We start from the raw sequence: 26,046 nt of genomic DNA, 5'->3' as shown, positions 1-26,046 counted from the left end.
GAGAGCATCGCGAGCAAGCCCGCTCCCACATTTGATCCGTGTCGTTCACGGACCCCATGTGGGAGCGGGCTTGCTCGCGAAGACGTCCGAACCGTCACCGCCCACCCTCAATGCTGCGTCACAATCTCCTCCAGATGATCCATGATCGTCTCCGGCTTCAGTACCAGCACATCGCTCTCCACCGCATCCAGCACCACCTCCGCCGTGTTGCCGATCAACGCCCCGGACAATCCTGACCGCGCGACCGTACCGATCACCGTCACCGCTGCCTGCAGTTTGTGCACGATGAACGGAATCAACACATCCGCCGGACCTTCCTCGATATGCAGGTGTTCATCGTCGATATCGAATTCGGCCTGGAACGCCTTGCACTGTTCGCGATAGCGCGCCTCGATGGTTTGGCTGAGCTGCAACGTCGGGTCAGAGGCCGACAGCATCGGTGAAGGGTGGGCGCTGACCACATGCAGGTGTGCCTTTGCCAGGCTGGCGATGTCATAGCCGTGATCAACAATGGTGGCGTGCAAGGTGCGGTGTTCACCGTCGGTATTACCCACGTCGATGGCCGCCAGGATGACCCCGCCGGTCCAGGGCTTCGACGTTTTCACCAGCAACACCGGCGTTGGGCAGTTGCGCAGCAGCTTCCAGTCGGCCGGGGTCAGCAGGGCCTTTTTCAACGGGCTGTCGGGGAAATGCTGTTTGATCACCAGCCCGCAGCCTTCTGCCTGCTGCACGTCGACAATGGTTTCGTGCAGGCTTTCATTCCACGCCTGCTCGGTGGTGACGCTGTAGCCGTCCTCGAGCAGGGCGGCCTTGAGCACACTGAGCATGGCGCTGTGATCATGCTTGCGGTCGCACACCAGCAGATGCAGATGTGCCTGGGTCACGCCGGCAATCAGTTTCGCCCGTTTGAGCGCCAGGCTTTCCGGGTGTTCGGGTTCGATGACCACCAGAATGCTGCGAATGGCTTGCATGAGCGGGATCTCCAGGAAGTAAAAAACACTGCGTTGGACAACTATAGTAGTTGCTGGTCGCGCATCCGGGACTTGATGCATATCAACGGTCACGGCTGGTGGTCTGGCGACGGGCCGGTATAATCGGCGCCCTTCGTTTTGAACCTTTATGTCCGTGAGCCCCATGATCCTTCCCGAAATTCACGAGTTCCTTGGCTGCCGCACCCCCGACGGCTGGGTCCGGGCCGCGCTGGCCGATCAGGAAACGCTGCTGATCGACCACAAGAACTGCGAATTCAAGGCCGCCAGCACGGCATTGAGTCTGATCGCCAAGTATCACTCCCACGTTGACCTGATCAACATGATGTCGCGCCTGGCCCGGGAAGAACTGGTGCACCACGAACAAGTCATGCGCCTGATGAAAAAGCGCAAGGTCGAGCTGCGTCAGCTCTCCGCCGGCCGCTACGCCTCGGGCCTGCGCAAAGTGGTGCGCAGCCACGAGCCGGTCAAGCTGGTCGATACTTTGGTGGTGGGCGCGTTCATCGAAGCCCGCAGCTGCGAGCGTTTCGAAGCGTTGGTGCCGCACCTGGACGAAGAACTGGGCAAGTTCTACTTCGGGCTGCTGAAAAGCGAGGCGCGGCATTTTCAGGGCTACCTGAAACTGGCTTACCAGTACGGTGACGCCAAGGACATCGCCCAGGTGATCGAGCGGGTTCGCGTCGCCGAGCAGGCGCTCATTGAATCGCCGGACGTGGAGTTTCGCTTCCACAGCGGCGTGCCGATGATGGCGGCAGCCGCCTGAAGCTCACAGCATCCGACCCTTCACGGCAAGGCCAGCAGATCGCTTCGGACTTTCGAATAACGACCGCCTAAATCTTCATTTCGACTGCACAGCATCAGCGGCAGTTGTTCGGCGTTGAACGTGACGTCGTCGAAGGTTTTGACGAAATCGGCGATCGCCACCTTGCTGCAGTCGGTATCCGCCGCCGGCCCCGAGTAATACAGCGTGCCGAAATGAGTGGGAATCAGGTAGCGCCACGTGACGCTGTAGTTCCAGTCGGCGCCCAGCGTCAGGGTCGGCTCCGGCATGCGTACCGGCGTTCTTTCGACCAATTGCACCGGCGTGATCCAGGCGCTTTTCATTAACGTCGCGGTCGGTCTGGTGTCGGCCGACTCGACGCCGATGACACACAGGTAATGCATGCCGGCATCTCTGCTGAGAGGGGTGTCGAGGACGGCTTTACTGGCGTCGAGCGTGCCGCTGTAGTTTCGCGGTGACCGGCAGTCCATGGCGTCCCGAACGGTTTTGAATCGATAGAGCGGTGTGCTCAATGAAAACTGTGCATTGAGGGCTGGGTCCGGACTGCCCGGATCTTTGGGCATTGCAACATATTGGGTCGGCCAGTATTCCAGTTCGGTCACTTTAAATGCAGGGTCGAACTGACAGGCGCTGGAAGTATGGGTGAATACGCCTTCGTTAAAACAACTTCGTACTTGATCAGCTGCAAAAGAATAGTGCGTGTCGGGTGACCAGGTAATGTTGCCGTTTTTTACTTCGCAGGGCGCGTTATCAAAACATTGTTCATCGGCCGTAGCGCCATAGGTGCTGGTCGAGACGACACTGAGAATTTCGCCACTTTTTCGGTCAAGTACCGGACTTCCCGAGGATCCAGGGCGTATGTCCTGGCACCTGTTCTTCAGCGCGGAGGGATAGACCCGATCGCCTTCAACCAGGGCGGCTGCGGTGGCCTCCTGTGTGCAGGCAGCCAGGCGCAACCCGGCTTGCGCCAGTCTTCCGGGCGCACCGACAATCAGCACATCCGTGGCGTCCTGCGCCCAATCAGAGGCCAGGCGGAGCGGACTGATGCCGTCCTTGAGCAACGTCGCGAGCGTTGCATCCAGTTCCATGATTGCCAGGTCCGTATGCTGGAAATCTTTCCAGAGCGTGTCCTTGATCCCGTAACTTCGGTAGCTGGCGGAAGTGTCGGTGAAGTAGTTGAATTTAACCGTGGCCTTTTCGTCCGGCGCGAGTGGCCGCCGAATGACGCCAGGCACGCAATGTGCGGCGGTGAGCAGGTAGGCCGGCCCCGTAGCCAGATTGTTGGCGTCGCGCGTGTCCAGCAGGCTGGCAGTGCAGGCCGGGTCGTCGTTCCAGAATATCTTGCCGATGCCATTCCAGTGTTTGTAGTTGCCCGTCCGGTTTTCCAGTAATACCGCATCGGCGCCGTTGGCGAGTCCTGCGCCGAGGTCTGAAGCACTAATGGACGTCGATAACGTGAGTGCTCCGGTTATAAGACAGGAAGTTGCAAGTTGATAAAGAGTCATAACCAATCCTTGGTTTTGTTGATATTGCGTATTCGCTTAGTTGTTAAGCACGCCTGTAGTTCGCAAAGTAAAGAGTGCGGTGAAGCCTCGCAAGAATAAGTAGTGGGTATGTTTTGATTAATGGTTTCGGCTTTTTTCAAGTGCTCCATTGCCACAGTTAGTGGCTCCCACCCTGTTCAGCGGTGGAACACAGGTAAGTGCGATGCTCCCCAACCGCTGTGGGAGCGGCGGTGCGACGGTTCGATACCAATCCCGGCTGTCCACCCGGTTTTGTAGAAATGAACAATAATCCCCATTACCACTTGTGCAGCGGACCGGCGTTATTGTCGGGGGCTGCTGGCAGGATGCAGGCATTGGAACAGGAGAATTCGCATGAAGATCGTCATCGCCCCCGATTCGTTCAAGGACAGCCTGAGTGCCCAGGGGGTGGCTGATGCCATCGGGCTCGGGCTGAGAGAGGTCTGGCCCGATGCGCAACTGATCAAATGCCCGATGGCCGACGGTGGGGAAGGGACGGTCGATGCCATTCTGGCCGCCTGCGAAAGCGAGCTGCATCGAATTAACGTTCGGGGCCCGCTGGGCACGCAGGTGCCTGCCGCGTGGGGCTGGCTGCCCCAGAGCCATACGGCGATCATCGAAATGGCTGAAGCCAGCGGCCTGCAACTGGTGCCGCCGGGACAGCGCGACGCGTGCATCAGCAGCACCTACGGCACCGGCGAGCTGATCCGCGAGGCGCTCGATGCCGGGGCGCAACGGGTGATCCTGGCGATAGGCGGCAGCGCCACCAATGATGGCGGCGCAGGGGCGATGCAGGCGCTGGGCGCGAGGCTATTGGATAAGCAGGGGGAAACGCTCCCGCCGGGCGGATTGGCGCTGGCGCAACTGGCCCGTATCGACCTGAGTGACCTCGACCCGCGCCTGGCAAAGGTGCGCTTCGACATCGCCGCCGACGTCGATAACCCTCTGTGCGGTCCCCATGGCGCCTCAGCGATTTTCGGCCCGCAGAAAGGCGCATCGGCGCAGCAGGTCGGACAACTCGACCGCGCCCTCGGGCACTTTGCCGATCACTGCGCGAAGGTACTGAACAAGGACGTACGCGACGAACCGGGCAGCGGTGCCGCCGGCGGTCTGGGGTTTGCCGCCAAAGCGTTTCTCAACGCGCAGTTCACGGCCGGGGTCGAGGTGGTCGCGGAGCTGGTTGGCCTGGCCGAACTGGTGGAGGGCGCTGATCTGGTGATCACCGGTGAAGGCCGTTTCGACGCACAGACCCTACGCGGTAAAACGCCGTTCGGCGTCGCGCGCATCGCCCGGCAATACGGTGTGCCGGTCATCGTCATTGCCGGTACGCTGGGCGAGGACTATCAGGACCTGTACCAACACGGCATTGATGCCGCATTTTCTCTGACGGGCGGGCCGATGACCCTGGAGCAGGCCTGCGCAGAAGCGCCGGTACTATTGAGGGAACGCGCCGGCGATATTGCGCGGGTCTGGCGCTTGGCTGCCAACAAACCCTGAACCCTGTAGGAGCGAGCACGCTCGCGATGAACGTCAACGATGACGCGGGTGTCTGAATCACCGCAGCGTCCATGCGTCCATCGCGAGCAGGCTCGCTCCTACAGGAGGCGGGGCGATTCGCAGAGTGTTTCATGGGTGAAACACTCGTAACCTCTTGAAATATATTTCGCAAATCCCTGCAAGAAACCTCAAGCCCGCCGATACAGATAACAGGCGAGCACAGACCTGTCACAACAGTGCCGCCTGCCTGAACGGCGCGCCCCGATGCCCGCCCGCCAGTGATTACGGCATGGACGCTCGAAGCCTCATTCACCCGAGTATCGTCCTATGTCCCTGCGTAATCTGAACATCGCGCCTCGAGCCTTCCTGGGTTTCGCCTTCATTGCCTTGCTGGTGATCGTGCTGGGCGTGTTTGCGGTCAACCGCATGTCGATCATCCGCCAGTCCTCGATCGACATGGGCAGCACCCAACTGCCGAGCGTCACCTTCCTGGGCAATGTCACCGAAAACATCCTGCGCATGCGCATCCTGTCGTTCCGCATCCTGGTCAACCGCGAGCCGGCCAGTTTGCAGGAAGCCGAAACCCGTCTCGGCGTGCTTACCGACAAGGCACGCAAGGCCCAGGCCGCTTACGCCGATCTGCCGGCAGGCCCGGACGAAGCGGCGCTGTACAAGTCGTTCAGCGCGACCCTGGACACCTACATGCAAGCCCAGCGCGAAATGATGGACCTGTCGCGCCAGAACAAAGTTGACGAGATGCGCAACCTCATCAATACGCGGATCAAGGACGGCACCGACCTGATGGGCGAGCAGCTCAATCGCCTGGTGCAGTACAACACGGACGGCGCCAAAGCCGCCGGGGTGGTCGCCGAAAACAACTACAGCACCGCCGTGAACGGCATCATCGTGGTGTCGGTGGTGGCTGCATTGATGACGGTGCTGCTGGCCTGGCTGTTGACCCGCAGCATCGTTACGCCGTTGAGCCGTGCGGTGCTGGCGGCGGAAACCATCGCCAGCGGCAACCTGACGAAAACCATCGACATCGACGGCAAGGACGAACCGGCGCGCTTGCTCGGTGCCTTGTCCACCATGCAAGCCAACCTGCGCAAAACCATCGAGCAGATTGCCGGGTCCGCCACGCAACTGGGCGCCGCCGCCGAAGAACTCAGCACCGTGACCGAAGAAGCGTCCCGCGGGCTGCAACAACAAAACAACGAAATCGAACAAGCCGCGACGGCGGTCAACGAGATGACCGCAGCGGTGGAAGAAGTAGCGCGCAACGCGGTGTCGACTTCCGAGGCTTCGAACCAATCGACCCAAGCCGCTCGCGAAGGCCGCGACCGCGTGGTGGAAACCGTCGATGCGATCCAGACCATGACCCACGACGTGCAAAACACCTCGGTGATGATCGAAGGTCTGGCGGCGCAGGGCCGCGATATCGGCAAGGTGCTGGACGTGATCCGCGCCATCGCCGAGCAGACTAATCTGCTGGCGCTGAACGCCGCGATCGAAGCGGCCCGTGCCGGTGAAGCCGGGCGCGGTTTTGCGGTGGTGGCGGACGAGGTTCGCGCGCTGGCCCATCGTACGGCGCAGTCGACCCAGGAAATCGAGAAGATGGTCGCCGGGATTCAGAACGGTACGGGCGAGGCGGTGTCGTCGATGCAGCAGAGCAATCAGCGCACCCAAAGCACCCTGGAAATGGCCCGAGCGGCGGGGGTGGCGCTGGAGCAGATCACTCAGTCGATCCATCTGATCAACGAACGCAACCTGGTGATCGCCAGTGCGTCGGAGGAGCAGGCGCAAGTGTCCCGCGAAGTGGACCGCAACCTGGTGAACATTCGTGACCTGGCCACTCAATCGGCGGCCGGTGCTAACCAGACCAGCGCGGCGACCCATGAGCTGTCGCGCCTGGCGGTGGATCTGAACGCGATGGTGGCTCGGTTCGTCGTTTGATCACCGACCCCTTGCAGGAGCGAGGGGGACGCCTGGTCCTTGATCGCGATGGGCGTGAATGATAACGCGTGAAACCTGATGGCCCGCGGGGCACTCAGGTTTTTCGCGAGCATGCTCGCTCCTACAGTTATCCGTGGCGTACCCGAAGGGGCAGGTGAAGAAGTCTATGAAGTGATCCTGCCGACCGAGGAGTTGGCCTCCTGGCGCCTCACCTACAAGACCCAGAATGGCCTGCTGTGCCTGATCGATGTCAAGACCCCCGTGGGCGGTCACGAAACCCTTGAATATGCGGGTACTGGCCATGCCTATCCAGGCTTCGTTCATCCGCCATTGCCCAGGGTATGGAAGCACATCATCGAGCCGGGCTTCAGGCAAGCGCCGATCGAGGTGCATTACGAATACGAGACCACCGAGCTGCCTGGAAGCAACAATTTTCTGGGCAACAACGACCCGACGATCAAATGGGACGACAACGGGCTGGACAACCTTTTCCAGGTCACAACCCGTTATCAGTACGCCACCACGGAACGGCACTATGACGGCGGCGTGGAGGTGCGTCGCATCGAACGCACGTTCAACCGTTTTCATCTGCTCACCGAAGAGAAAACCATCCAGGGTGACAACGTGCAGCAGGTCTTCACCCTCTACTACGCCGATGACAATCTCGACCTGCCGTTCGCCAATCAGCCTGCCCAGTGTCAACTGCCCAAAGAGGTCCGCACCCGCTGGGGACTCAAGGACGGCCCGTCACGCACGCAAACCGTGACCACCACGTACGACTCCCATGGCAACCTGACCAGGCAGATAGAGGCCAATGGTGTATCGGAGGAATACGAATATTTCCCGGTCGCCGGTATCGTCGGTGAATGCCCGAAAGACCCGCAGGGGTTCGTGCGCAGTCTGCGCAGTAAAACCGTGACCCCCGCCACCAACCGCGAAACCGGTGCCCCGCAGTTGAGCACTCGTCACAAATACGCCTTGATGGACCCGGTCCAGGACAACGCCGCGCCGACCGGCCAGTGGCTGGTGATGACCGATGAGACGCTGTATGAGGTCGACGGCACGCAGGCGTCCGAGTTGCAACACACCGCCTATATCACCTCGAATACGCCGACCAACCCCCTGCTGCATGGCCGCCGCGCGGAGCAGTCGATTACGCTCAATGATCTGACCACGACGACCAGGTATGCCTATAAAAAGCTGCCGAGCGTTTTTGCCGGTGAGACCATTCTGCAAACCGTCGAAACCCTCACCGGTTACGACCACGGCGTTGCCGGCACCTTCACCGAAAAAGTCGTGACCCAGGAGCACTCGCTGCTGCACGGCGAACCGCTGCTGGCCCGCGACGACAACGACGTGGAAATTCGCACCGCCTACGACGCCCTGCTGCGGGTCACCAGCGAAACCGTGGCACCTGACACCGATTATCAAGCGACGCGCAGTTACAGCTATTTCCTGACCCGTGCCGCTGGCGAACAGGCCAGTCAGGAAACCACTGACGTCAAAGGCGTCAAGACCAAAACCTTGTTCGACGGCGTCAACCGCGTGGTGCAGGAGCAGCGCCAGGACAAGGACTTCCTCACCGGCCTTCCGGCCGAGGCATTTCGCGACACCTACCTGGCCGAATACGACGGCCTGGGGCAATTGATCAAGGAAACCGAATATGACTGGCGCAGCGCCGCGCCGTCCGACGATCTGGTGCTGGTCAGCGAGTACCAGTACGACAACTGGGGCCAGCAGCGCAGCCTGAAACGCCCCGATGGCGTTGAAGAACACGAGGTCACCGATCCGATCAAACAGACGGTCACCCAATGGATCACCGGGCGGGCCAAGACCGTCACCACCAACAACCTGTTCGACAAGCCCGACAGCATCAGACGGTACAACCTAGCAGACGACCCTGCCGACCCTGAGGTCAAGCCGTACAGTGAACACCTCTACTACTACGATGGGCTGGGACGCACCGCGCACGAGTTCGATGCACTTCTGCGCAAGACGGCCTACGTGTACGACCCATTTGACCGGATGCTCAGGACGGTGCTGCCCGACGACGCACAGGTCGAGCGGCGATATGCGTTGCATTCCAGCGAAGATCTGCCTGTCTGGATCGGCGTACACGCCTACGGCAATGTGAAGGAGTTGGGGCAGCAGAGCTTCGACGGCCTCGACCGCATGATCCAATCGATCACGGGCGGTCGTGTGACCCGCTACAACTTTAAACAAGCAGAGTTGAAACCGTGCAAGGTTATCCGGCCATCCAAGGTCGAGGTCGACTACGTCTACGAGCCGGCATTGGGCGAGGACCCGGTGAAACGCACCACCTCATCCACGGTCATTGCCGCGACCTACGACTACGACGAAAAAAACGCCCGTCTGAAAAGCAGCGAAGAAAGCGGGATCACGCTGTCGCGCGACTACTTCACCACCGGGGAAATAAAGACCGAAACCCGTAAGCAGGGTGACGAGACATTTACGATGCACTATGGCTACAGCCGTCAGGCACGTCTGTTGAAGTATGTCGACGTGCTCAATCAGGAACAGGTGTATGACTACAACAAAGCCACAGGACAACTGCTGAGTACACGCCTGGGTACCACCGTCTCCCGGTTTGGCTACAACCCCCAGGGCGAGATCGAGAGCATCGAGACCTCCGATGGCGGGCAGACGCTGAAAACGACCTTGAGCTATGACGACTATGGTCGTGAAAGTCTGCGGGTGTTCGACTTTGGCGGCGGGCTGACCCAGGAGTTGAGCCAGGCTTACGACGAAGTCGATAACCTGACCCGAAGCACGCTGAAGGAAGGTGCGACTGTTTTGCGCGATCAGACCTACGAGTACGATATCCGCGGGCATCTGGAACTCTACGAGTGCAGCGGCACCCAGCAGCCCGTCGACCCCTACGGCAAGGCCATAGAGATGCAGCGGTTCATCTACGATGAGCTGAGTAATATCGAGGTGTGCGACACCTATTTTGCCGATGGACGTAATCGGGCGCGGTACAGCTACGACAATCAGGCCGATCCAACGCAGCTCACGGCGGTGACCAACGACCATGACGACTACCCGAGCGAGCTCACGCTTCCGTACGACGATAATGGGAACCTGAAGTGTGATGAAGAAGGGCGCGAGCTGTGTTACGACGACCTGGATCGTTTGATCAGTGTCAGCGGGGGGGATGATGGAGCCTCCAGGAGCTATGGCTATGATCCGCTGGACACGCTATCCAGCGAGAACGGCGGCAGCGGCGACCAGCATCGTTTTTACCAGAGCGGAGAGATTCACACCCTGAAACAAGGGGCGAACAGCAGCACCTTCGTTCACGCTGCCGGACTTGCGCTCGCCGAGCTCCAGGCCGGTGCCGACCCAAAGTCCCTGTTGCTGGCGAGTGACCAGAAGAGCAGTGTGCTGTGTGAGGCCAGTGAGGGGAGTCGTCAGGAGCAGAGCTACTCGCCTTACGGGTACTCCTTGGGGGGCGTGGGTGCGCTTGGGTTTAACGGTGAACTCCGTGAGGGGCACGCTGGCCAGTACATTCTTGGGAGCGGATATCGGGCCTACTCACCAACGTTGATGAGATGTTACGTAGCCGACAACATGAGCCCGTTCAGCAAGGGGGGAATTAACCCCTACATGTATTGCTTGGGCGACCCTGTGGGACTCATCGACGATACCGGGCATTTCTCCAAGCTTGGTCTGTTGGCGACGGTGCTCATGGAAAGCTCTGATGTAGGTAGAGGAGCGAGAGCGAGTGCGAGCGCAGGAGCGTTCAATCCGGGGCTCACCACCGTTACGTTTGATCCTGGCGATGTCCTCGCCAGATATACCATGACCACTTCAAATGCGGCGATGCCTTCCCGTACCGCGCAGTCGGCCGCATCGCGCAGTGTGAGCTTTGCGCCAACCAGCAGTTCAGCTAAGCCATCACCGACGAGCGCCCGGTCGGGATCCAATGCGGTATCTGCACCGAGGAACCAACCGCCTCTTGACCCTTCAGCACCACAGATAAAGACGCATAAAAAGGCGGCGCCTGTGCCGCAACCACAACCGGTCCCACAACCCGTTTCACTCGAAAAATTTGAAAAAATGTCGTCAATAATAAGGAATGACTACTTGTCACGGGGAGGCCTGGACCCTACCGTCGGACGCGGACGATTCCATGGTGCCGCCAAGAAAAGTGCGCTCGATTTGCGCCGTGATACGGGTCGACACAATTGACTGATAACTGATCGAAGCGAACCCACCCCATCGGTGGGTTCGCTTTTTCCCGGTGCCGACCTTCAGTCCTGTAACCCACTCAACCGCGCGAACTCCACCAAACCACCGTCGTGAACAAGCCCCAACTTGTCCATGGCGGTGCGCTTCTGCCGGCTGATGGTCTTTTCGCTGCGGTTCAATTGCGCGGCGATCTGTCTCCCGGAAAGACCCTGGACGAACAGCCGCACCACTTCCAGTTCCCGCTCCGAAAGGTTCACGGCGGGCGCTTCATACCTGGAGTAGGGCAGGCTTTGGGCCTCGATGATGCCGGCGAACGAAGGGCACAGGTGTTGTTGACCGTTGGCCACGCGGTTGACCGCGCGCAAAAGCTCGCTCAATGGACTGCGCTTGTCGAACAAGCCGCTGACGCCCTTGTTGAGCAACGCTTGCAGCATCGACGGGTTGCGCAACATCGTCATGACGATCAGGGGAATGTGGGTGAAATGCCGTTTCAGGTAGCCCATCAAGGCCAGGCCGTCGGGAAACTTGCCGCAGGGCATTGAGTAGTCGCTGATCAGCAGGTCGCAGGGTGTGCGTGCCAGATGGCGCACGAGTTCGTCGGCGTTGGTTGCCAAAGCGACCACAGAGAACGCGGGTCCACAAGCGCGCAGGGCCATTTCGACACCCTTCAGGACCACGGGGTGGTCGTCGGCCAGCATGATGCGCAGTGTTTGGCCTGGGCGGTACCTGTGCGATACGGGCGTATCGTCACAGGCATCTTCGCGGGAGAGATCAATCAGTGGGGAATGAGGCGCTAGTTCATCAGGCATATTGGGTCTCGACAGGGTCAATGACGCGCTGACCGCTGAACAAAGACCGGTTCAAGTGGATTGAATCAAGCCCTGTTCCAGCGCCTTGGCCATGGCGGCCCAGCGCGATCTCACGCCGAATTTGCGGCGGATATTGCAAAAGTGGTAATTCACACCTGCCTCGCTGCATTCGCAGATCTTGGCAATTTCCCAGGACGACTTGCCTGCCACACCCCACTGCAAGACTTCCTTTTCCCTGGCCGTCAGGGTGATCGTCTGGGGTTGCGGGTTTTCGTGGTGCTCGAAGTTGACCGGGGCTGGCGATGATCGAAGTGATGCGGTAGTGGAGCGGTACATGAGCGAATCTCCCATTCATCATCATTGACGGCGTGGGCGCGGCGGAATCGTCCTACTGCTTGATGGCGTGGATCGCGCGACCGTCCTTCAGCCAGCTGTGCGGGGGCTGGAGGCTCGGTTTCCTTATATCGCGATTTGATCACCTTGGAACCTGTCACAAGTTACAGGTGGCAGACTGTAATCAGGCCTCGTTGAAAAGGCTGTCAGTGAAAATGGTCAACACTTGTAGGAGTTGTCACCGGGTTTATGAGTCCTACAGCCCGGAGATAATTTTTTGATAAGGCGGGGGTTTTTATTTGCTGCGAGTGTGTAAGAACCGGTTGAACGTCGGCGCGAAAAATGACCGGGTCGCCGCTTGTCATCGCACCTTAATAATCCGGCCGTCCGTCGCTTTCAAACGTCATGCTGGCGCGCCGGTGGATTTCAGATAGGGTTGTGGCTTGGATACCCGCGCGACAGGAGAACCAGATGCGCTATTCAGCCTTGACCCAACGAATCGCCGGTGACGGAGCGGCGGCCTGGCAGATTCATGATCGAGCGCTGGAATTGCGCGAGCAGGGCGTCGATGTATTGCTGCTGTCGATCGGCGATCCCGACTTCGATACCCCCAAGCCCATCGTCCGCGCCGCCATCGACAGCCTGTTGGCGGGCGACACGCATTACCCGCCGGTGCTCGGCACTCCGGGGCTGCGCGATAGCGTTGCCCGTCGGCACCGGCAACGCAGCGGTCAGCCGGTAACCGCCGAGCATGTGGTGGTGTTTCCGGGGGCGCAGTGTGCGGTGTACTCGGTGGCGCAGTGCCTGCTCGATCCGGGCGACGAGGTGATTGTCGCTGAACCGATGTACGTCACCTATGAAGGTGTGTTCGGTGCCATCGGCGCGAACGTGGTGCCGGTGGCGGTACGCCCGGAGAATGGTTTTCGGGTGGACCCGGCGGATGTCGCGGCACTGATCACGCCGAAAACACGGGTCATTTTGCTCAACAGCCCGAACAATCCTTCCGGCGCCAGCCTGCCGCTGCTGATCTGGCAGGAGCTGGCGTCACTGTGTGTGCGCCACGATTTGTGGCTGATCAGTGACGAGGTGTACAGCGATTTACTGTACGAGGGCGAACACATCAGTCCGGCGAGCCTGCCGGGGATGGCCGAACGCACGGCGACGATCAACAGCCTGTCCAAGTCCCATGCGATGAGTGGCTGGCGGGTAGGGTGGGTGATCGGGCCGCCGCGTCTGGCCGGTCATCTGGAACATCTGTCGTTGTGCATGTTGTTCGGCATTCCCGAATTCATCCAGCACGCGGCGCAACGGGCGCTGGATGAGGATTTTCCAGAAGTGGCGCACATGCGTGACGAGTATCGCCAGCGTCGCGACCTGGTGTGCACCAGCCTGAGCCAGTGCCCGGGCCTGCGGGCGATCCGGCCGGATGGCGGCATGTTCGTGATGGTTGATGTGCGCCCGACCGGGTTGTCGGCCCAGCACTTTGCCGAGCGGCTGCTGGAAGGCTATGGCGTATCGGTGCTGGCCGGCGAAGCTTTCGGGCCGAGTGCCGCCGGGCATATCCGCCTTGGCCTGGTGGTTGGCCAGCCGCAACTGGCCGATGCCTGCCGGCGCATTGCGCTGTGTGCGACGGACATGCTCGAAGCGCGGCGGGCCTGAGGGATTTGCGGGGCCTGAGCTGGCGCCTTCGCGGGCAAGCCCGCTCCCACAGGTTTTTCGCCAGACGCAGGATGTGCGAGCGACGCGGTCACTGTGGGAGCGGGCTTGCCCGCGAAGGCTGACTGCCAGACGCCGACTGCCTCAAGCCTTCCACGCCCCGACATTCACCAGATTCTTCGGCCGCTCACCCGCCAGAGCCGCCAGCAGATTGTCCACCGCACAAGTCGCCATCGCCTCCCGGGTCTCATGGGTCGCCGAGCCAATGTGCGGGGTCGCCACCACATTGTTCAACTGCAACAACGGTGACTCCGCGTTGAGCGGTTCGCGCTCGAACACATCCAGCCCCGCCGCGCGAATCTGCCCCGACTGCAACGCCTCGATCATCGCCACTTCGTCCACGACCTTGCCGCGGGAAATGTTGATGAAGATCGTTTCCGGGCCCATCAATGCAAACTGTTGCGCACCGATCAGCCCCTCGGTTTCCGCCGTCAGCGGCAAGGTCAGGCATACAAAATCTGCCTGCCGCAGCAGCTCCGGCAGGCTGCGGTACTGCGCATCGAACCGCTGTTCCACCGCCGGTTTCGGCGAATGGCTGTGATAGATCACCGGCATGCCAAAGCCGAAATGCCCGCGCTGGGCCAACGCCTCACCGATGCGCCCCATGCCGATGATGCCCAGGGTCTTGCCGTGCACATCGGTGCCGAACTGCGCGGGGCCGACGTTGCTTTTCCATTGGCCGTTACGGACCACGTTGGCCAGTTCCACCACGCGCCGGGCGGTCGCCAGGATCAGCGCGAAGCCGGTGTCGGCGGTGGTTTCGGTGAGCACGTCCGGGGTGTTGCTGAGCAGGATCCGCCGTTCGCTCAGGTAGTCGATGTCGTAGTTGTCGACGCCCACCGAGACGCTGGCAATGGCTTCAAGCTTCGGCGCCAGGTCCAACAATTCAGCGTCCAGTTTCAGGCTGGCACCGAGTAATCCGTGGGCGCGGGGCAGGGCCTCGCGCAGTTGCGCCAAACCTTCGGCGTTGAGGTTCTCGATCAGCGTCACCTCGACCTGCTCCTGCAAGCGAGCCATCAACGGCGGCGAGAGTTTCTTGTACAGCACGACCTGCTTTTTCATCGTCAGTCTCTTTGTCAATTCAAGGATGGGCGTGGCGGTTCAGGGCGACCGTCGGACGCTCGCGATCACTGGCGCCGGGCTTGAGGGCAATCGTCAACACCACCGAGAGCATCAGCGCGCCGCTCATCAACAGGTACGACGCCCCTGGCGAGCCGGTGGAACTGTTCAGGTAACCGACCAGATACGAACCGCCAAACGAACCCAGCGCGCCCATGCTGTTGATCAACGCCATGGCGCCACCCGCGACGTTGGCCGGGAGGATTTCCGGGATGATCGCGAAAAACGGCCCGTACGGTGCGTACATGCAAGCGCCGGCAATCACCAGCAGGGTGTAGGACCACCAGAAATGCTCGGCGCCCAGCGCGTAGGACGCGTAGAACGCAATCGAGGCAATCAGCAGCGGCGGCCAGACGAAGCGTTTGCGCTTCTGCAGTTTGTCCGAGCCCCAGGACACCAGAAGCATGCCGATCACCGCCGCCAGGTACGGCAGCGCTGACAGCCAACCGGCCTCGACCATGTCCATTTGCGCGCCGGCCTTGAGGATCGACGGCAGCCACAGCACGAAGCCGTAGACGCCGATGCTCCAGCAGAAAAATTGCAGGGCCAGCAGGATCACTTTTGGCGAGCGAAAGGCTTCGGCGTAGTTCTTCACCGCTTTGATGCCGACCTGTTCGGCGGCCAGGGCGCTTTCCAGGTCATGCTTTTCTGCATCGCTGAGCCACTTGGCCTGGGCCGGACGGTCATCCGCCAGGCGCCACCAGATAAAGGCCCAGAGCACCGCTGGCAAACCTTCGATGATGAACATCCAGCGCCAGCTGAAATGCTGCACCAGGTAGCCCGAGACAACTGACATCCAGAGCATGGTCACCGGGTTGCCGAGGATCAGGAAGGTGTTGGCGCGCGAGCGTTCGGCGCGGGTGAACCAGTGACACAGGTAGATCAGCATCGCCGGCATCACCGCGGCTTCGACCACGCCGAGCATGAAGCGGATGACGATCAGCCAGTAGGCATTGGAGACGATCCCGGTCAACGTGGCCAGGCCGCCCCAGAGAATCAGGCTGACGAAAATCAGCTTTTTCACGCTGTGCTTTTGCGCGTAGATCGCGCCGGGCACCTGAAAGAAAAAGTAGCCGAGGAAGAACAGCGCGCCCAGCAGCGAGGACAGGCCGGGGGTGATCATAAGGTCGGCGGCCATCCCGGAGGCGGCGGCGAACCCATAGTTGGCGCGGTCCAGATACGCCAGGCTATAGGTGATGAAGACGATGGGCATGATGTACCACCAGCGGCGGGCGGCGAGGGTTGCGGTTTTCATGAGGTGCTCCTGAGCTTGTTGTTTTTGTCGCAGCAGGTGTTTGGATTTTCAGTGACTGGGCGGGCCTCATCGCCAGCAGGCTAGCTCCCACAAGGGGTCCTACGTTCGGCACAAATCCCCTGTGGGAGCTAGCCTGCTAGCGATGGCGGCCTCAAATTCAACAGACATTTCGGCTCGGCTCGGCAACCCCTCCATATCCCCCCGGCTCTGCACCGCGCGGCTGCCAATCCAGTTGGCGCGCTTCACAGCGTCGGCAAAGCTGAAGTTCTCCAGCAGCGCGCTGATCAGGCCGACGGCAAAACCGTCGCCGGCGCCGACGGTGTCGACCACTGTTTCCACCGGCACACCGGCCACGAATCCTTCATCCAGCTGCGTGCGGTAATACGCACCGTGCGGGCCGAGTTTGATCGCCACGGCCTCAACACCCTGGTCGAGGTAAAACGCCGCAATGTCGGCCGGGTCGTCGTAACCGGTCAGCACGCGACCCTCGCTCAACCCCGGCAGCACCCAGTGGGCGAGGGCGGCGAGGCGGTTGATCTCGCTGATCATCTGCTGCTCGCTGGCCCACAGGCTCGGGCGCAGGTTCGGGTCGAACGACACACTGCGCCCGGCCTCGCGCATGCGCGTCATCAATTCGAACGACATCTGCCGTGCGGTTTCCGACAGCGCCGGTGGAATGCCGGTGGCGTGCAGGTGCCGCGCATTCAGCAAATCAGGGACGATCGATTGCGGCGACAGATGGCTCGCCGCCGAACCGCGGCGGAAGTATTCGACCACTGGATCGTCGCCGTCATCGCTGCGCGATTTGAGCTGGAAACCGGTCGGGTGGGCGCTGTCGATCGCGACGTTGCGGCAATCCAGGCCCTCCTTCTGCAGCGTGTCGATGACGAACCGACCGAGGGAATCGGCGCCGACCCGGCTCAGCCACGCCACGTTGAAGCCCAGTCGCGACAGACCAATGGCGACGTTGCTGTCGGCCCCGGCAATACGCTTGTGAAAGTGGTCGACGTTGGCCAGGTCGCCGTTGTGATCGGCGACGAACATCGCCATGGTTTCGCCGAACGACAGAATATCGATCTCAGACATGAGCGCTCTCCAACCGTGCTTGACCCAGGTGGGCGAGGACGGCGACATGCTCGGTGGTCAGTTGCACCAGGTCGTCGCCCTGCAGCGGATATTCCGCAGCCCGCATCACGCCTTGGGCCATGTGCCGCAGCAGTTGTTCCCACAGATGCAGGTCGCTGGCGGCGGGCGGTATGGCGATCAGCTTGCCGTCGGCGCGGCGCGAAACCGCTTTGCAGTGCACATAGCCGACGTGACGCCCGAGCAAGCGTGCGGCGCTGCTGGCGGATTGGTCCTGCCAATGCCAGTTGCCGATGTCGAAGGTCATCCTGATCGGCAGGTTGTGTTGCTCGACCGCGGCGAAAAAGCGCTGAAAGGGTTCGATGCGGCCGCCGTGCAGGGTCTGGTCGTTTTCCACCAGCAGTTGCACGGCGCTTTTACCCAGGATCCGGGCGAGGGTGTGCAGGTCGCTGGTGTCGGTGAAATAACCGAGGGACACTTTCAGCCATTGGGCGCCGAAAGCCTGGGCCCGTTGCAGGGCGATGATCAATTCGGGATTGGGTTTCGACTGGCCGGCCAGCCACAGTTCCATCGGCGCGGAGTACACGCTTTCGAGGCCGTTGGCCTGAGTGGCGTCGGCCAGCTGCGCAGGGTCTTCGTCAGTCAGCAGCTCTTCACGCCATTCGATGCGCGTGGCGCCGGCGGCGGCCAGCAATTCGATGAAACTGCCCTGGCCGCGTTGGCGGACTAGGTCTGCGCCGTAGCTGGAGAGGCTGATGGAAACGGGTGGTTTGTTCATTGTTTTTCTACCTCTGAAACCGGTTTCATTTTTATGCAAAAAAAAGGTGAGGGTGTTGTGGTGGTCGTTCGGGCCTCATCGCTGGCAGGCTAGCTCCCACAAGGGATTTGCGAACACAGCGCCTGTGGGAGCTAGCCTGCTAGCGATGAGGCTTCACAGTCAGCGCAGATTGCCAAGGGTCGACCCCCTGACAATCAACCGCGCCGAAAAATCCAGTGTCCGCACCGGTCCGTCATCCCCGCGCAACCGCTTGAGCAAACACTCGAACGCACTCGCGCCAATCTGCGCCGTCGGTTGCGCCAACGCGGTGATCCCGCTGCCCACCAGCGGATACCAATCCAGATCATCGATCGCGATCAGCCCGACGTCTTCAAACAGATTGCAGTTCAATTCGCGCAACGCATGGGTGCTGGCCAGCGCCGCAATTCCGTTCGCACAGAACAACGCCTTCGGTCCGGGTCCAGGTGTGTCGAGAAAAGCCTTGAGGTTCGCCGTCAGTTCGCTGCCGGTTTCGATCAACGTCCCCTGCAGCGCTGGACGCTGGGCGATGCCCGCCTTGAAGCTGCTGACCCGCTCGATCCGCGAACTGGTGCCGTCAAACGGTTCGGTAACCAGCAACACATCACGGTAGCCGCGCTGCTCAAGGTGGGTGAGGGCGAGTTCGACCGCGGCCGGGTTGTCCAGCCCGACCAGGTCGCTGGCGAGGTGCTCGACCTTGCGGTCGACCAGCACCAGGGGCATTTCCCGGTGCAGTTCCTGCAAGGCATCGCGGTGATGGCCGAGGGTGTTCACGATCAGCCCTTCGATGTTGTAGGAACGCAACAGGGCCAGGTGCTGGCATTCCTGCACGTCATCGCGGTCGGTGTTGCACACCACCAGGCTGTAGCCATGCTGACGGCAGGCGGTTTCCACCCCGTGCATCACGGCAATCGAATAAGGGTTGCGGATGTCGGCCACCAGCATGCCGATCAGGCGGGTGCGCCCGCGTTTCAGGCCACGGGCCATCTGGTTCGGGCGATAACCGAGTTCGGCAATTGCCTGTTCGATGCGCAGGGCCGTAGCCTCGGACAACAGGGCGCGGTCATCGCCGATGAAGCGCGACACGCTGGCCTTGGATACCTTGGCGTGTTCAGCGACATCAAGCATGGTCACGCGGCTGCGCTGGGCGGCGGAAAAATCGTTCACGGGCTGAAACCTTCTTATTGGATTTATACGGTTTGTGCGATTGCGATGGCACTGAAACCGGTTTCAGAAGACACCAAAAGCGAATCCTGCGTCAAGCCCTTCAGCCCGGATTGTCCGACAAATGGGCTTCAGACCCAGACGCTGAGCCATGCCGACCCCAGCAGCAACAGGGCCATGCAGCGATTGAAAGTCTGCATTGAACGCGGCGAGCGCAACCACCGCGTCGACCCCGCACCCAGCAGCGCCCAAGCCCCGAGACACGGCAGGGAAATCAAAAAAAACGCCAGGGATAGACACATCACGTGGTGCAACCGCTGTTCGCCAGCCCCGGCAAACACGCTGACCACCGCCAGCGCCATCATCCAGGTTTTCGGATTGATCAGTTGCAGGCTCGCGGCGCCCACCAGTCCGAGTCGGGCTTTAGGGGCTTGCGCATCCAGCGCCTCGGCGGGTGCGCTGAAGATCTGCCAGGCCAGGTAACTCAACCAGGCCATGCCGAGCCACTGCATCACGGTTTGCACAGCAGGAAACGCAGTGAGCGACGAACCGATGCCGCTGCCCACCAGCAACACGATGGCCGCCGCACCGGCACAACCGCCGAAGACGATTGGCATGGCCGCCGCCAACCCATAACGAGCACTGTTGCTCAACACCAGAATATTGGTCGGGCCCGGCGTGATCGACGCCACGAAAGCAAACAGAAGGAAGGGCAACAACGTCGGGAAAGAAGCAAACATCGCAGGGAAACTCCGGTGAAGATCAGTGAAGTCGATCTTCACAACTGCGCGGGTCAACTGTCTGGAAGATTTGAGCAACGCTTGCGGTACAGCGCCGGCGTCAGGCCATACGCGCGGACAAACCAACGACCCAGGTGACTCTGGTCAGCGAAGCCCAACGCCATCGCCACTGTTGCCGGTTGCTCGCCGCGGGCCAGCATCCGGCGGGCAGTGGCCAGGCGCAATTGCACCAGGTAGGCGTGGGGCGCGATGCCGTATGCGGCTTTGAATGCGCGGGTCAGGCGGAAGCGGTCGACGCCGGTGGCGGCGGCCAACTGATCAAGGCCGACGTCCTCGTGGGCATGGGCGTGCAGGTATTCCCGGGCCTTTTGCGCCACCAAAGGCAGGCGCGGGTCCTCGCGGTAGCGAGCGCGCCAGTGCAAGTGCGTGGTGAGGCGTTCGAGCAGGCCATCGAGGGCGGTCTGGCGCACGATCTTCAGCTCGCCGCCATGCAGCGCCTGAAACGCATGGCCGGTGGCGTGTGCCAGTCGCATGTCGGTGGCCAGGGTGTTGGCGAAACTCAACTCGGCATTGTCCGGCGCGTTGTCGAACAGGGCGCTGACTTCACGCTGCAGCCAATGCGGGTCGAGGTACAGCATGCGGTAGGTGAATCCATCGGCGGTCGGCGCCTCGCCGTCATGAATGTCTCCCGGTTCGAGCAGAAACACCTTGCCGGGCGTGCTCTGGTGTTTGGCCCGGCGACAGTTGAACTGCTGCACCCCTTGCTCGGTCACGCCGACCAGGTAGCTGTCATGCCAGTGCGGATCGTAGGCGTGCCCCTCGAAATGCGCGCGCAGCGTCTCGATGCCGGTGTCGGCGTCCTGGGCCAAATCGATCCAGTTGGTTGAAATCATGCGCCTGCTTGCCAGTTTACGTGTGCCGTAGGGATATTCGTTATCTTCCCTGAGCAGACCAATGTCTAGAACAAATGTGCGGGTGGAGCGCGTTGCAGTCGCTATCAGGTCGCTCGTGCACATCCCTTAAGCAAAGTCAACTAGTAGTTCTGTCAGGCGCGCAGTTGAATATTCCGGTGTACAAGGTATTGCATTCGGGCCGGTTAGGGAGACGTAGCATGAAGAAGCTGTCAGAGAGCGTTTCGATCGACGTGGCCTCACCATTGCAAATCTGCGCCCCCGGCAATCTGAGCGGCTACAGAATGTCATCGACTTCGGCGACGCTGACCTGGAGCGAACCCTATGCAACCTGCCATTTGTGTCCCGACGCGAAAGGTTATGAGGTGTCGGGCAGCACCTTCGCCACTGTCCACGTCACCCGCCCTCCTTGTGAGCTTCAGCTGGGTAATACCTACGGTGCCGCCCATGTCCATGTGCGGGCCAAAGCAGCGAATGGCGTGTTGTCGGATCCCAGCGTTTTTGTTTTTCTGCCAAGCCCTGGCAGCCCGACTGAACTGCGGGCGACCGATCGCACAGACAACGGTTTCACGCTCAGCTGGCTGGCGCCTGTGGGCGGGGTGCCACCTTTCAATTATGTGATTTTTCGCAATGGCCAGGCGCTCATGACGGAGCGCGGCGTGAGTTGCGCGGTGAAACATCTTCTGCTGGCAACCGATGTTTATGAAGTACGCGCCAGAAGTAACGCTGGCAATCTTTCTGATCCCGGCATCCTTGATATCACGCCGCCGCGAAAGCCGGTTGGCCTCGGTGCCCTTAACTTTTCGAGCAAAGCTGCAGTCTTGATCTGGGGGGCAGATAACCACGGCGAAGTCAGCAGATATGAGGTCTTCAAAAACGATGAGCTAACGGGAGCGTCGCAGGGGGCGGCGCCTGTGTTCACGGCTGTTGGACTCACGCCTGGGGTCCAATACACATTTTTCGTCGAGGCTGTGGACGCGTCCGGGAATCGCTCGGCGAGAAGCGATTCGATCGTGGTCAAGACACCCCTGCTGGATCCGCCCGAAAAGGTGCGGGTGTCCGTCGTTACACGCTCCAGTATCACGCTGGTATGGGAGCGGCCCAGTGACGCTGTCGGTATTATCATGTATGTATCTGAAGCCGATAACCATCGCGGTTCCACCAGAAAGATCACGAGTGTCGTTCAGGGGGTCACATTTTCAACTCTGCGTTCATCCAGCACTTATACGCTGACTGTCAGAGCGGTGGATGCAGCCGATCAATACTCGCAGCCGGTGACGCTCGAAGTGACTACCCCGTGAACACGCGGGTTCTGAGCGGCTATCAGCTGAATAGTCCCGCTGCAATATTGATGGAAAACCCCAGAATGGCCGTGTTGAACAAAAAGCCGATCAACGATTGCGCCAGCACGATCTTGCGCAGCTCCCGCGTCGCCACGCCGACATCCGAGGTCTGCACGGCCACGCCGATGGTGAACGAGAAGTACAGGAAGTCCCAATAATTGGGGGTGGTCAGGCCTTCGGCAAAACGCAGGGCCGGGTCCTTGCCATTCCAGGTGTAGAACAGGCGTGCGTAGTGCACGCTGAAAATCACCCCGATCAGCAGCCATGAACCGATGACCGTCAGCGCGGTGAATCCGTAGTGCAGCAGTTTGCTGGCGTTTTCCAGGTCCTTGCTGCCGGCCAGTTCGAAGGTGATGGTCGCGAGGCTGGCGATGGCGGCGATGCATACCATGAACAGCACCAGCCCGGCGTTCTCGTCCTCGATCTCGGCAATACGCTTCACATCCGGCGCCTTGGCGCGGGCGGTGAGCCAGAGCATCAGCACCAGATAGGTCCAGACCCCGGCGTTCCAGCCGAGGAGGATTTTGCTGATGATCGAATCGGCTGGAGCCAGAATGCCCACCGCGAGACCGAGGGCGGCGGCGGCAGACAGGCGAGGGTGGGTGCGGGCGAGGAAGGGCATGACGGCTCGATAGTCAGGATCGTGGGAACAACATAGCCCAACGGCGATGGTTATGACCACACCGCCCCGTGTAGGAGCGAGCATGCTCGCTCCTACACGGGGGCTTCAGCGTTTTTTGCGAACCCGCTTCATCACCACCACAAAAAACACCGGCACGAACACCACCGCCAGCGTCGCGGTGATCATCCCGCCGATCACCCCGGTGCCGATCGCCTGTTGGCTCGCCGAGCTGGCGCCGGTAGCAATCGCCAGCGGCACCACGCCGAGGATGAACGCCAGTGACGTCATGACGATCGGTCGCAGGCGCAGGCGTGCGGCTTGCAGCGTGGCGTCGATCAGGTCGTGACCTTCGTCGTACAGGCTCTTGGCAAACTCGATGATCAGGATCGCGTTCTTCGCCGACAGGCCGATGATGGTGATCAAACCCACCTTGAAGAACACATCGTTGGGCATGCCGCGCAAGGTCACTGCCAGGACGGCGCCGAGCACGCCGAGGGGCACCACCAGCAGCACCGAGGTCGGGATCGACCAGCTCTCGTACAACGCCGCCAGGCACAGGAACACAATCAGCAACGACAGCCCGAGCAGGATCGGCGCCTGGCTGCCGGATAGCCGCTCCTGCAGCGACAGCCCGGTCCATTCCTGGCCCAACCCCGCCGGCCCTTGCGCCACCAGCCGCTCGATTTCCGCCATGGCCTCGCCGGTGCTGTGACCCGGTTTCGGTTCGCCCGAAATACTGATCGCCGGGTAGCCGTTGTAGCGGGTCAATTGCGCCGGGCCCTGGGTCCATTTGGCCTGGACGAAGGCCGAGAGCGGCACCATTTTGCCGTTGCTGTTGCGCACATGCATCTTCAGCAAGTCGGCGACCTGGCTGCGTTGATCGCCTTCCGCCTGGACCACCACCCGTTGCATCCGCCCCTGATTGGGAAAGTCGTTGATGTAGGCCGAGCCCACGGCGGTGGACAGCACGCTGCCAATGTCGGCAAACGACACCCCGAGTGCATTCGCCTGTTTGCGGTCGACGATCAGTTGCACCTGCGGCGCCTCGGCCAAGGCGCTTTCGCGCACGTTCATCAGGATCGGACTTTTCTCGGCGGCGGCCAGCAACTCGGTGCGCGCCTGCATCAGCGTGGCATGGCCGAGGCCACCACGGTCCTGCAGGCGGAACTCGAAACCGCTGGAGGTGCCGAGACCGTCCACTGGCGGCGGCAGGACCGAGAACGCCACGGCGTCCTTGATCTGGCTCAGGGCGATGTTGGCGCGGTCGGCAATCGAACCCGCCGAATCATCGCTGCCGCGTTCGGACCAGTCTTTCAGCGTGGTGAACGCCAACGCCGCGTTTTGCCCGCTGCCGGAGAAGCTGAAGCCGAGGATCACCGTGCTGTCACCGACGCCGGGTTCGCTGGCGTTGTGCGCCTCGATCTGCTCGACCACCTGCACCGTGCGATTCTTGCTCGCGCCGGGCGGTAACTGGATGTCGGTGATGGTGTAACCCTGATCCTCCACCGGCAGGAACGACGAGGGCAGGCGGCTGAAGCACAGCGCAAGGCCGACAAGCAGCACGACATAGATCAGCAGGTAACGGCCGCTGCGCTTCAACGCATAGGCGACCCAGCCCTGATAGCGCTCGGTCAATTGCTCGAAGCGGCGATTGAACCAGCCGAAAAAACCACGCTTTTCGTGGTGCTCGCCCTTGGCTATGGGCTTGAGCAGCGTGGCGCAGAGTGCAGGAGTCAGGGTCAGGGCGAGGAAGGCCGAGAACAGGATCGACGTCGCCATCGACAACGAGAACTGCCGATAGATCACCCCGACCGAGCCTTGCATGAACGCCATCGGAATGAATACCGCGACCAGCACCAGGGTGATGCCGATGATTGCCCCGGTGATCTGCTGCATCGCCTTGCGGGTTGCCTCTTTCGGCGACAGGCCTTCGCTGACCATGATCCGCTCGACGTTTTCCACCACCACGATGGCGTCATCCACCAGAATGCCGATCGCCAGCACCATGCCGAACATGGTCAGCACGTTGATCGAGAACCCCAGCGCAAGCATGGTTGCGAAAGTGCCCATCAGCGCCACCGGCACAACGAGGGTCGGGATCAGCGTGTAGCGGATGTTCTGCAGGAACAGGAACATCACCGCGAACACCAGCGCCATCGCCTCGACCAGGGTGTAAACCACTTTGGTGATCGAGACCTTGACGAACGGCGACGTGTCGTAGGGGATCTTGTATTCGACGTTGGCCGGGAAGTAGCGCGCCAGTTCATCCATCTTCGCTCGCACCAGGGTCGCGGTGCTCAAGGCGTTGGCGCTGGGGGACAATTGCACGGCGACGGCGGTCGAGGGCTTGCCGTTCAGGCGTGTGCCGAATTGGTACTCCTGACTGCCGATTTCCACCCGCGCGACGTCACCGATGCGCACGGTAGAACCATCGGGATTGGCCTTGAGCACGATGTCGGCGAATTCTTCCGGCGTCGACAGCTGGCCTTTGACCAGAATCGTCGCGGTGATTTCCTGGGTGGTGCGGGTCGGCAGATCGCCGATGCTGCCCGCCGAGACCTGAGCGTTCTGCGCCACGATGGCGGCGTTGACATCGGCCGGGGTCAGGTTGAAACCGATCAGCTTCTGCGGGTCGATCCAGATTCGCATCGCCCGTTCGGCGCCATACAACTGAGCCTTGCCGACACCGTCGAGACGCTTGATCTCATTCATCACGTTGCGCGCCAGGTAATCGCTGAGCGCCACGTCATCCAGCTTGCCGTCGGTAGACGTCAGGGTGATCAGCAACAGGAAACCGGCGGAGACTTTCTCCACCTGCAAGCCTTGCTGGTTCACCGCCTGCGGCAGGCGCGACTCCACGACTTTCAGACGGTTCTGCACATCGACCTGGGCCATTTCCGGATCGGTGCCCGGCTGGAACGTCGCCTTGATGGTGGCGCTGCCGAGACTGCTCTGGGATTCGAAGTACAACAGATGGTCCGCGCCATTGAGTTCTTCTTCGATCAGGCTGACCACGCTTTCGTCCACGGTCTGCGCCGAGGCACCGGGGTACACGGCGTAGATCTCGATTTGCGGTGGCGCGACGTTGGGGTACTGCGCCACCGGCAACTGCGGAATGGCCAGTGCGCCGGCCAGCAGAATGAACAGGGCAACCACCCAGGCGAACACCGGACGGTCGATAAAGAACTGCGGCATAAAAA

Annotated in this window: 19 protein-coding genes; 6 read left to right on the top strand and 13 right to left on the bottom strand. The window is 61.1% G+C overall.

Translation table 11 applies throughout. From position 1 onward, the window contains the following. Positions 1-107 precede the first annotated feature (107 nt). Entirely contained in the window at positions 108-971 is an 864-nt protein-coding gene (locus NTD84_RS19440; protein ID WP_262168688.1) for a universal stress protein, read from the bottom strand. A 163-nt stretch (positions 972-1,134) separates the two neighbouring features. On the opposite strand from NTD84_RS19440, the gene NTD84_RS19435 reads away from it, so the two are divergent. Beyond that, positions 1,135-1,752, top strand: coding sequence for a tRNA-(ms[2]io[6]A)-hydroxylase (locus NTD84_RS19435; RefSeq protein ID WP_262168685.1), 618 nt, complete (start codon positions 1,135-1,137; stop codon positions 1,750-1,752). Positions 1,753-1,772: 20 nt separating this feature from the next. On the opposite strand, the gene NTD84_RS19430 is transcribed toward NTD84_RS19435, so the two are convergent. Continuing rightward, positions 1,773-3,275, bottom strand: a complete 1,503-nt coding sequence (locus NTD84_RS19430; RefSeq protein ID WP_262168682.1) for a trypsin-like serine peptidase — start codon at positions 3,273-3,275, stop codon at positions 1,773-1,775. Between the two features lie 372 nt (positions 3,276-3,647). On the opposite strand from NTD84_RS19430, the gene NTD84_RS19425 reads away from it, so the two are divergent. From NTD84_RS19425 to NTD84_RS19415, 3 genes are all read left to right on the top strand, one after another. Beyond that, positions 3,648-4,790, top strand: a complete 1,143-nt coding sequence (locus NTD84_RS19425; RefSeq protein ID WP_262168680.1) for a glycerate kinase — start codon at positions 3,648-3,650, stop codon at positions 4,788-4,790. 327 nt (positions 4,791-5,117) lie between these two features. Continuing rightward, positions 5,118-6,743, top strand: a complete 1,626-nt coding sequence (locus NTD84_RS19420; RefSeq protein WP_262168678.1) for a methyl-accepting chemotaxis protein — start codon at positions 5,118-5,120, stop codon at positions 6,741-6,743. Positions 6,744-6,854: 111 nt separating this feature from the next. Continuing rightward, positions 6,855-10,955: an RHS repeat domain-containing protein gene (locus NTD84_RS19415; RefSeq protein ID WP_262168675.1), complete on the top strand. Its 4,101-nt coding sequence runs from the start codon at positions 6,855-6,857 to the stop codon at positions 10,953-10,955. 62 nt (positions 10,956-11,017) lie between these two features. Here the strand turns inward: NTD84_RS19415 and NTD84_RS19410 are convergent, their stop codons facing one another. Continuing rightward, the gene (locus NTD84_RS19410; RefSeq protein ID WP_262168672.1) at positions 11,018-11,764 is read right to left on the bottom strand and encodes a response regulator transcription factor; all 747 of its coding nucleotides are present in this window, start codon (positions 11,762-11,764) and stop codon (positions 11,018-11,020) included. A gap of 51 nt (positions 11,765-11,815) precedes the next feature. Next, complete coding sequence (locus tag NTD84_RS19405) at positions 11,816-12,100, bottom strand: LuxR family transcriptional regulator (protein ID WP_315975571.1); 285 nt, start codon at positions 12,098-12,100, stop codon at positions 11,816-11,818. 468 nt (positions 12,101-12,568) lie between these two features. Between NTD84_RS19405 and NTD84_RS19400 the strand changes: the two genes are divergently transcribed. Then, positions 12,569-13,756: a pyridoxal phosphate-dependent aminotransferase gene (locus NTD84_RS19400; RefSeq protein ID WP_262168671.1), complete on the top strand. Its 1,188-nt coding sequence runs from the start codon at positions 12,569-12,571 to the stop codon at positions 13,754-13,756. Positions 13,757-13,897: 141 nt separating this feature from the next. Here NTD84_RS19400 and NTD84_RS19395 read toward each other — a convergent pair whose 3' ends face one another. The 7 genes from NTD84_RS19395 to NTD84_RS19365 form a co-directional block, all read right to left on the bottom strand. Further along, complete coding sequence (locus NTD84_RS19395) at positions 13,898-14,875, bottom strand: 2-hydroxyacid dehydrogenase (RefSeq protein ID WP_262168669.1); 978 nt, start codon at positions 14,873-14,875, stop codon at positions 13,898-13,900. Between the two features lie 19 nt (positions 14,876-14,894). After that, on the bottom strand, positions 14,895-16,187 hold the full coding sequence (locus NTD84_RS19390) for an MFS transporter (protein WP_262168666.1): 1,293 nt from the start codon (positions 16,185-16,187) through the stop codon (positions 14,895-14,897). A gap of 99 nt (positions 16,188-16,286) precedes the next feature. Further along, positions 16,287-17,273 carry a sugar kinase gene (locus tag NTD84_RS19385; protein ID WP_262168664.1) on the bottom strand — a complete coding sequence of 329 codons (987 nt, stop codon included), beginning with the start codon at positions 17,271-17,273 and terminating at the stop codon, positions 16,287-16,289. After that, positions 17,266-18,048 carry a sugar phosphate isomerase/epimerase family protein gene (locus tag NTD84_RS19380; protein WP_262168661.1) on the bottom strand — a complete coding sequence of 261 codons (783 nt, stop codon included), beginning with the start codon at positions 18,046-18,048 and terminating at the stop codon, positions 17,266-17,268. The genes NTD84_RS19385 and NTD84_RS19380 overlap by 8 nt, the downstream gene beginning before the upstream one ends. Positions 18,049-18,207: 159 nt before the next feature. After that, positions 18,208-19,233, bottom strand: a complete 1,026-nt coding sequence (locus tag NTD84_RS19375) for a LacI family DNA-binding transcriptional regulator (protein WP_315975570.1) — start codon at positions 19,231-19,233, stop codon at positions 18,208-18,210. 128 nt (positions 19,234-19,361) lie between these two features. Beyond that, complete coding sequence (locus NTD84_RS19370) at positions 19,362-19,970, bottom strand: LysE family translocator (RefSeq protein ID WP_262168659.1); 609 nt, start codon at positions 19,968-19,970, stop codon at positions 19,362-19,364. Positions 19,971-20,023: 53 nt separating this feature from the next. Beyond that, positions 20,024-20,863, bottom strand: coding sequence for an AraC family transcriptional regulator (locus NTD84_RS19365; protein WP_262168657.1), 840 nt, complete (start codon positions 20,861-20,863; stop codon positions 20,024-20,026). 218 nt (positions 20,864-21,081) lie between these two features. Here NTD84_RS19365 and NTD84_RS19360 point away from each other — a divergent pair, with 218 nt between their 5' ends. Then, on the top strand, positions 21,082-22,182 hold the full coding sequence (locus tag NTD84_RS19360) for a fibronectin type III domain-containing protein (protein ID WP_262168655.1): 1,101 nt from the start codon (positions 21,082-21,084) through the stop codon (positions 22,180-22,182). A gap of 22 nt (positions 22,183-22,204) precedes the next feature. On the opposite strand, the gene NTD84_RS19355 is transcribed toward NTD84_RS19360, so the two are convergent. Beyond that, positions 22,205-22,846, bottom strand: coding sequence for a DUF1345 domain-containing protein (locus NTD84_RS19355; protein WP_262168652.1), 642 nt, complete (start codon positions 22,844-22,846; stop codon positions 22,205-22,207). Between the two features lie 105 nt (positions 22,847-22,951). Further along, the gene (locus tag NTD84_RS19350) at positions 22,952-26,041 is read right to left on the bottom strand and encodes an efflux RND transporter permease subunit (protein WP_262168650.1); all 3,090 of its coding nucleotides are present in this window, start codon (positions 26,039-26,041) and stop codon (positions 22,952-22,954) included. Positions 26,042-26,046: the final 5 nt, after the last annotated feature.

The organism is Pseudomonas sp. 14P_8.1_Bac3, assembly GCF_025466085.1.
Taxonomy (GTDB): domain Bacteria; phylum Pseudomonadota; class Gammaproteobacteria; order Pseudomonadales; family Pseudomonadaceae; genus Aquipseudomonas.
Note: the sequence above shows the minus strand (reverse complement) of the source record. Positions and strands in the feature narration are given on the sequence as shown.

Excerpts from the sequence above, each read along its gene's own strand:
- NTD84_RS19440 (WP_262168688.1), bottom strand. The coding sequence starts at position 971 with ATGCAAGCCATTCGCAGCATTCTGGTGGTCATCGAACCCGAACACCCG.
- NTD84_RS19435 (WP_262168685.1), top strand. The coding sequence starts at position 1,135 with ATGATCCTTCCCGAAATTCACGAGTTCCTTGGCTGCCGCACCCCCGAC.
- NTD84_RS19430 (WP_262168682.1), bottom strand. The coding sequence starts at position 3,275 with ATGACTCTTTATCAACTTGCAACTTCCTGTCTTATAACCGGAGCACTC.
- NTD84_RS19425 (WP_262168680.1), top strand. The coding sequence starts at position 3,648 with ATGAAGATCGTCATCGCCCCCGATTCGTTCAAGGACAGCCTGAGTGCC.
- NTD84_RS19420 (WP_262168678.1), top strand. The coding sequence starts at position 5,118 with ATGTCCCTGCGTAATCTGAACATCGCGCCTCGAGCCTTCCTGGGTTTC.
- NTD84_RS19415 (WP_262168675.1), top strand. The coding sequence starts at position 6,855 with ATGCTCGCTCCTACAGTTATCCGTGGCGTACCCGAAGGGGCAGGTGAA.
- NTD84_RS19410 (WP_262168672.1), bottom strand. The coding sequence starts at position 11,764 with ATGCCTGATGAACTAGCGCCTCATTCCCCACTGATTGATCTCTCCCGC.
- NTD84_RS19405 (WP_315975571.1), bottom strand. The coding sequence starts at position 12,100 with ATGTACCGCTCCACTACCGCATCACTTCGATCATCGCCAGCCCCGGTC.
- NTD84_RS19400 (WP_262168671.1), top strand. The coding sequence starts at position 12,569 with ATGCGCTATTCAGCCTTGACCCAACGAATCGCCGGTGACGGAGCGGCG.
- NTD84_RS19395 (WP_262168669.1), bottom strand. The coding sequence starts at position 14,875 with ATGAAAAAGCAGGTCGTGCTGTACAAGAAACTCTCGCCGCCGTTGATG.
- NTD84_RS19390 (WP_262168666.1), bottom strand. The coding sequence starts at position 16,187 with ATGAAAACCGCAACCCTCGCCGCCCGCCGCTGGTGGTACATCATGCCC.
- NTD84_RS19385 (WP_262168664.1), bottom strand. The coding sequence starts at position 17,273 with ATGTCTGAGATCGATATTCTGTCGTTCGGCGAAACCATGGCGATGTTC.
- NTD84_RS19380 (WP_262168661.1), bottom strand. The coding sequence starts at position 18,048 with ATGAACAAACCACCCGTTTCCATCAGCCTCTCCAGCTACGGCGCAGAC.
- NTD84_RS19370 (WP_262168659.1), bottom strand. The coding sequence starts at position 19,970 with ATGTTTGCTTCTTTCCCGACGTTGTTGCCCTTCCTTCTGTTTGCTTTC.
- NTD84_RS19365 (WP_262168657.1), bottom strand. The coding sequence starts at position 20,863 with ATGATTTCAACCAACTGGATCGATTTGGCCCAGGACGCCGACACCGGC.
- NTD84_RS19360 (WP_262168655.1), top strand. The coding sequence starts at position 21,082 with ATGAAGAAGCTGTCAGAGAGCGTTTCGATCGACGTGGCCTCACCATTG.
- NTD84_RS19355 (WP_262168652.1), bottom strand. The coding sequence starts at position 22,846 with ATGCCCTTCCTCGCCCGCACCCACCCTCGCCTGTCTGCCGCCGCCGCC.
- NTD84_RS19350 (WP_262168650.1), bottom strand. The coding sequence starts at position 26,041 with ATGCCGCAGTTCTTTATCGACCGTCCGGTGTTCGCCTGGGTGGTTGCC.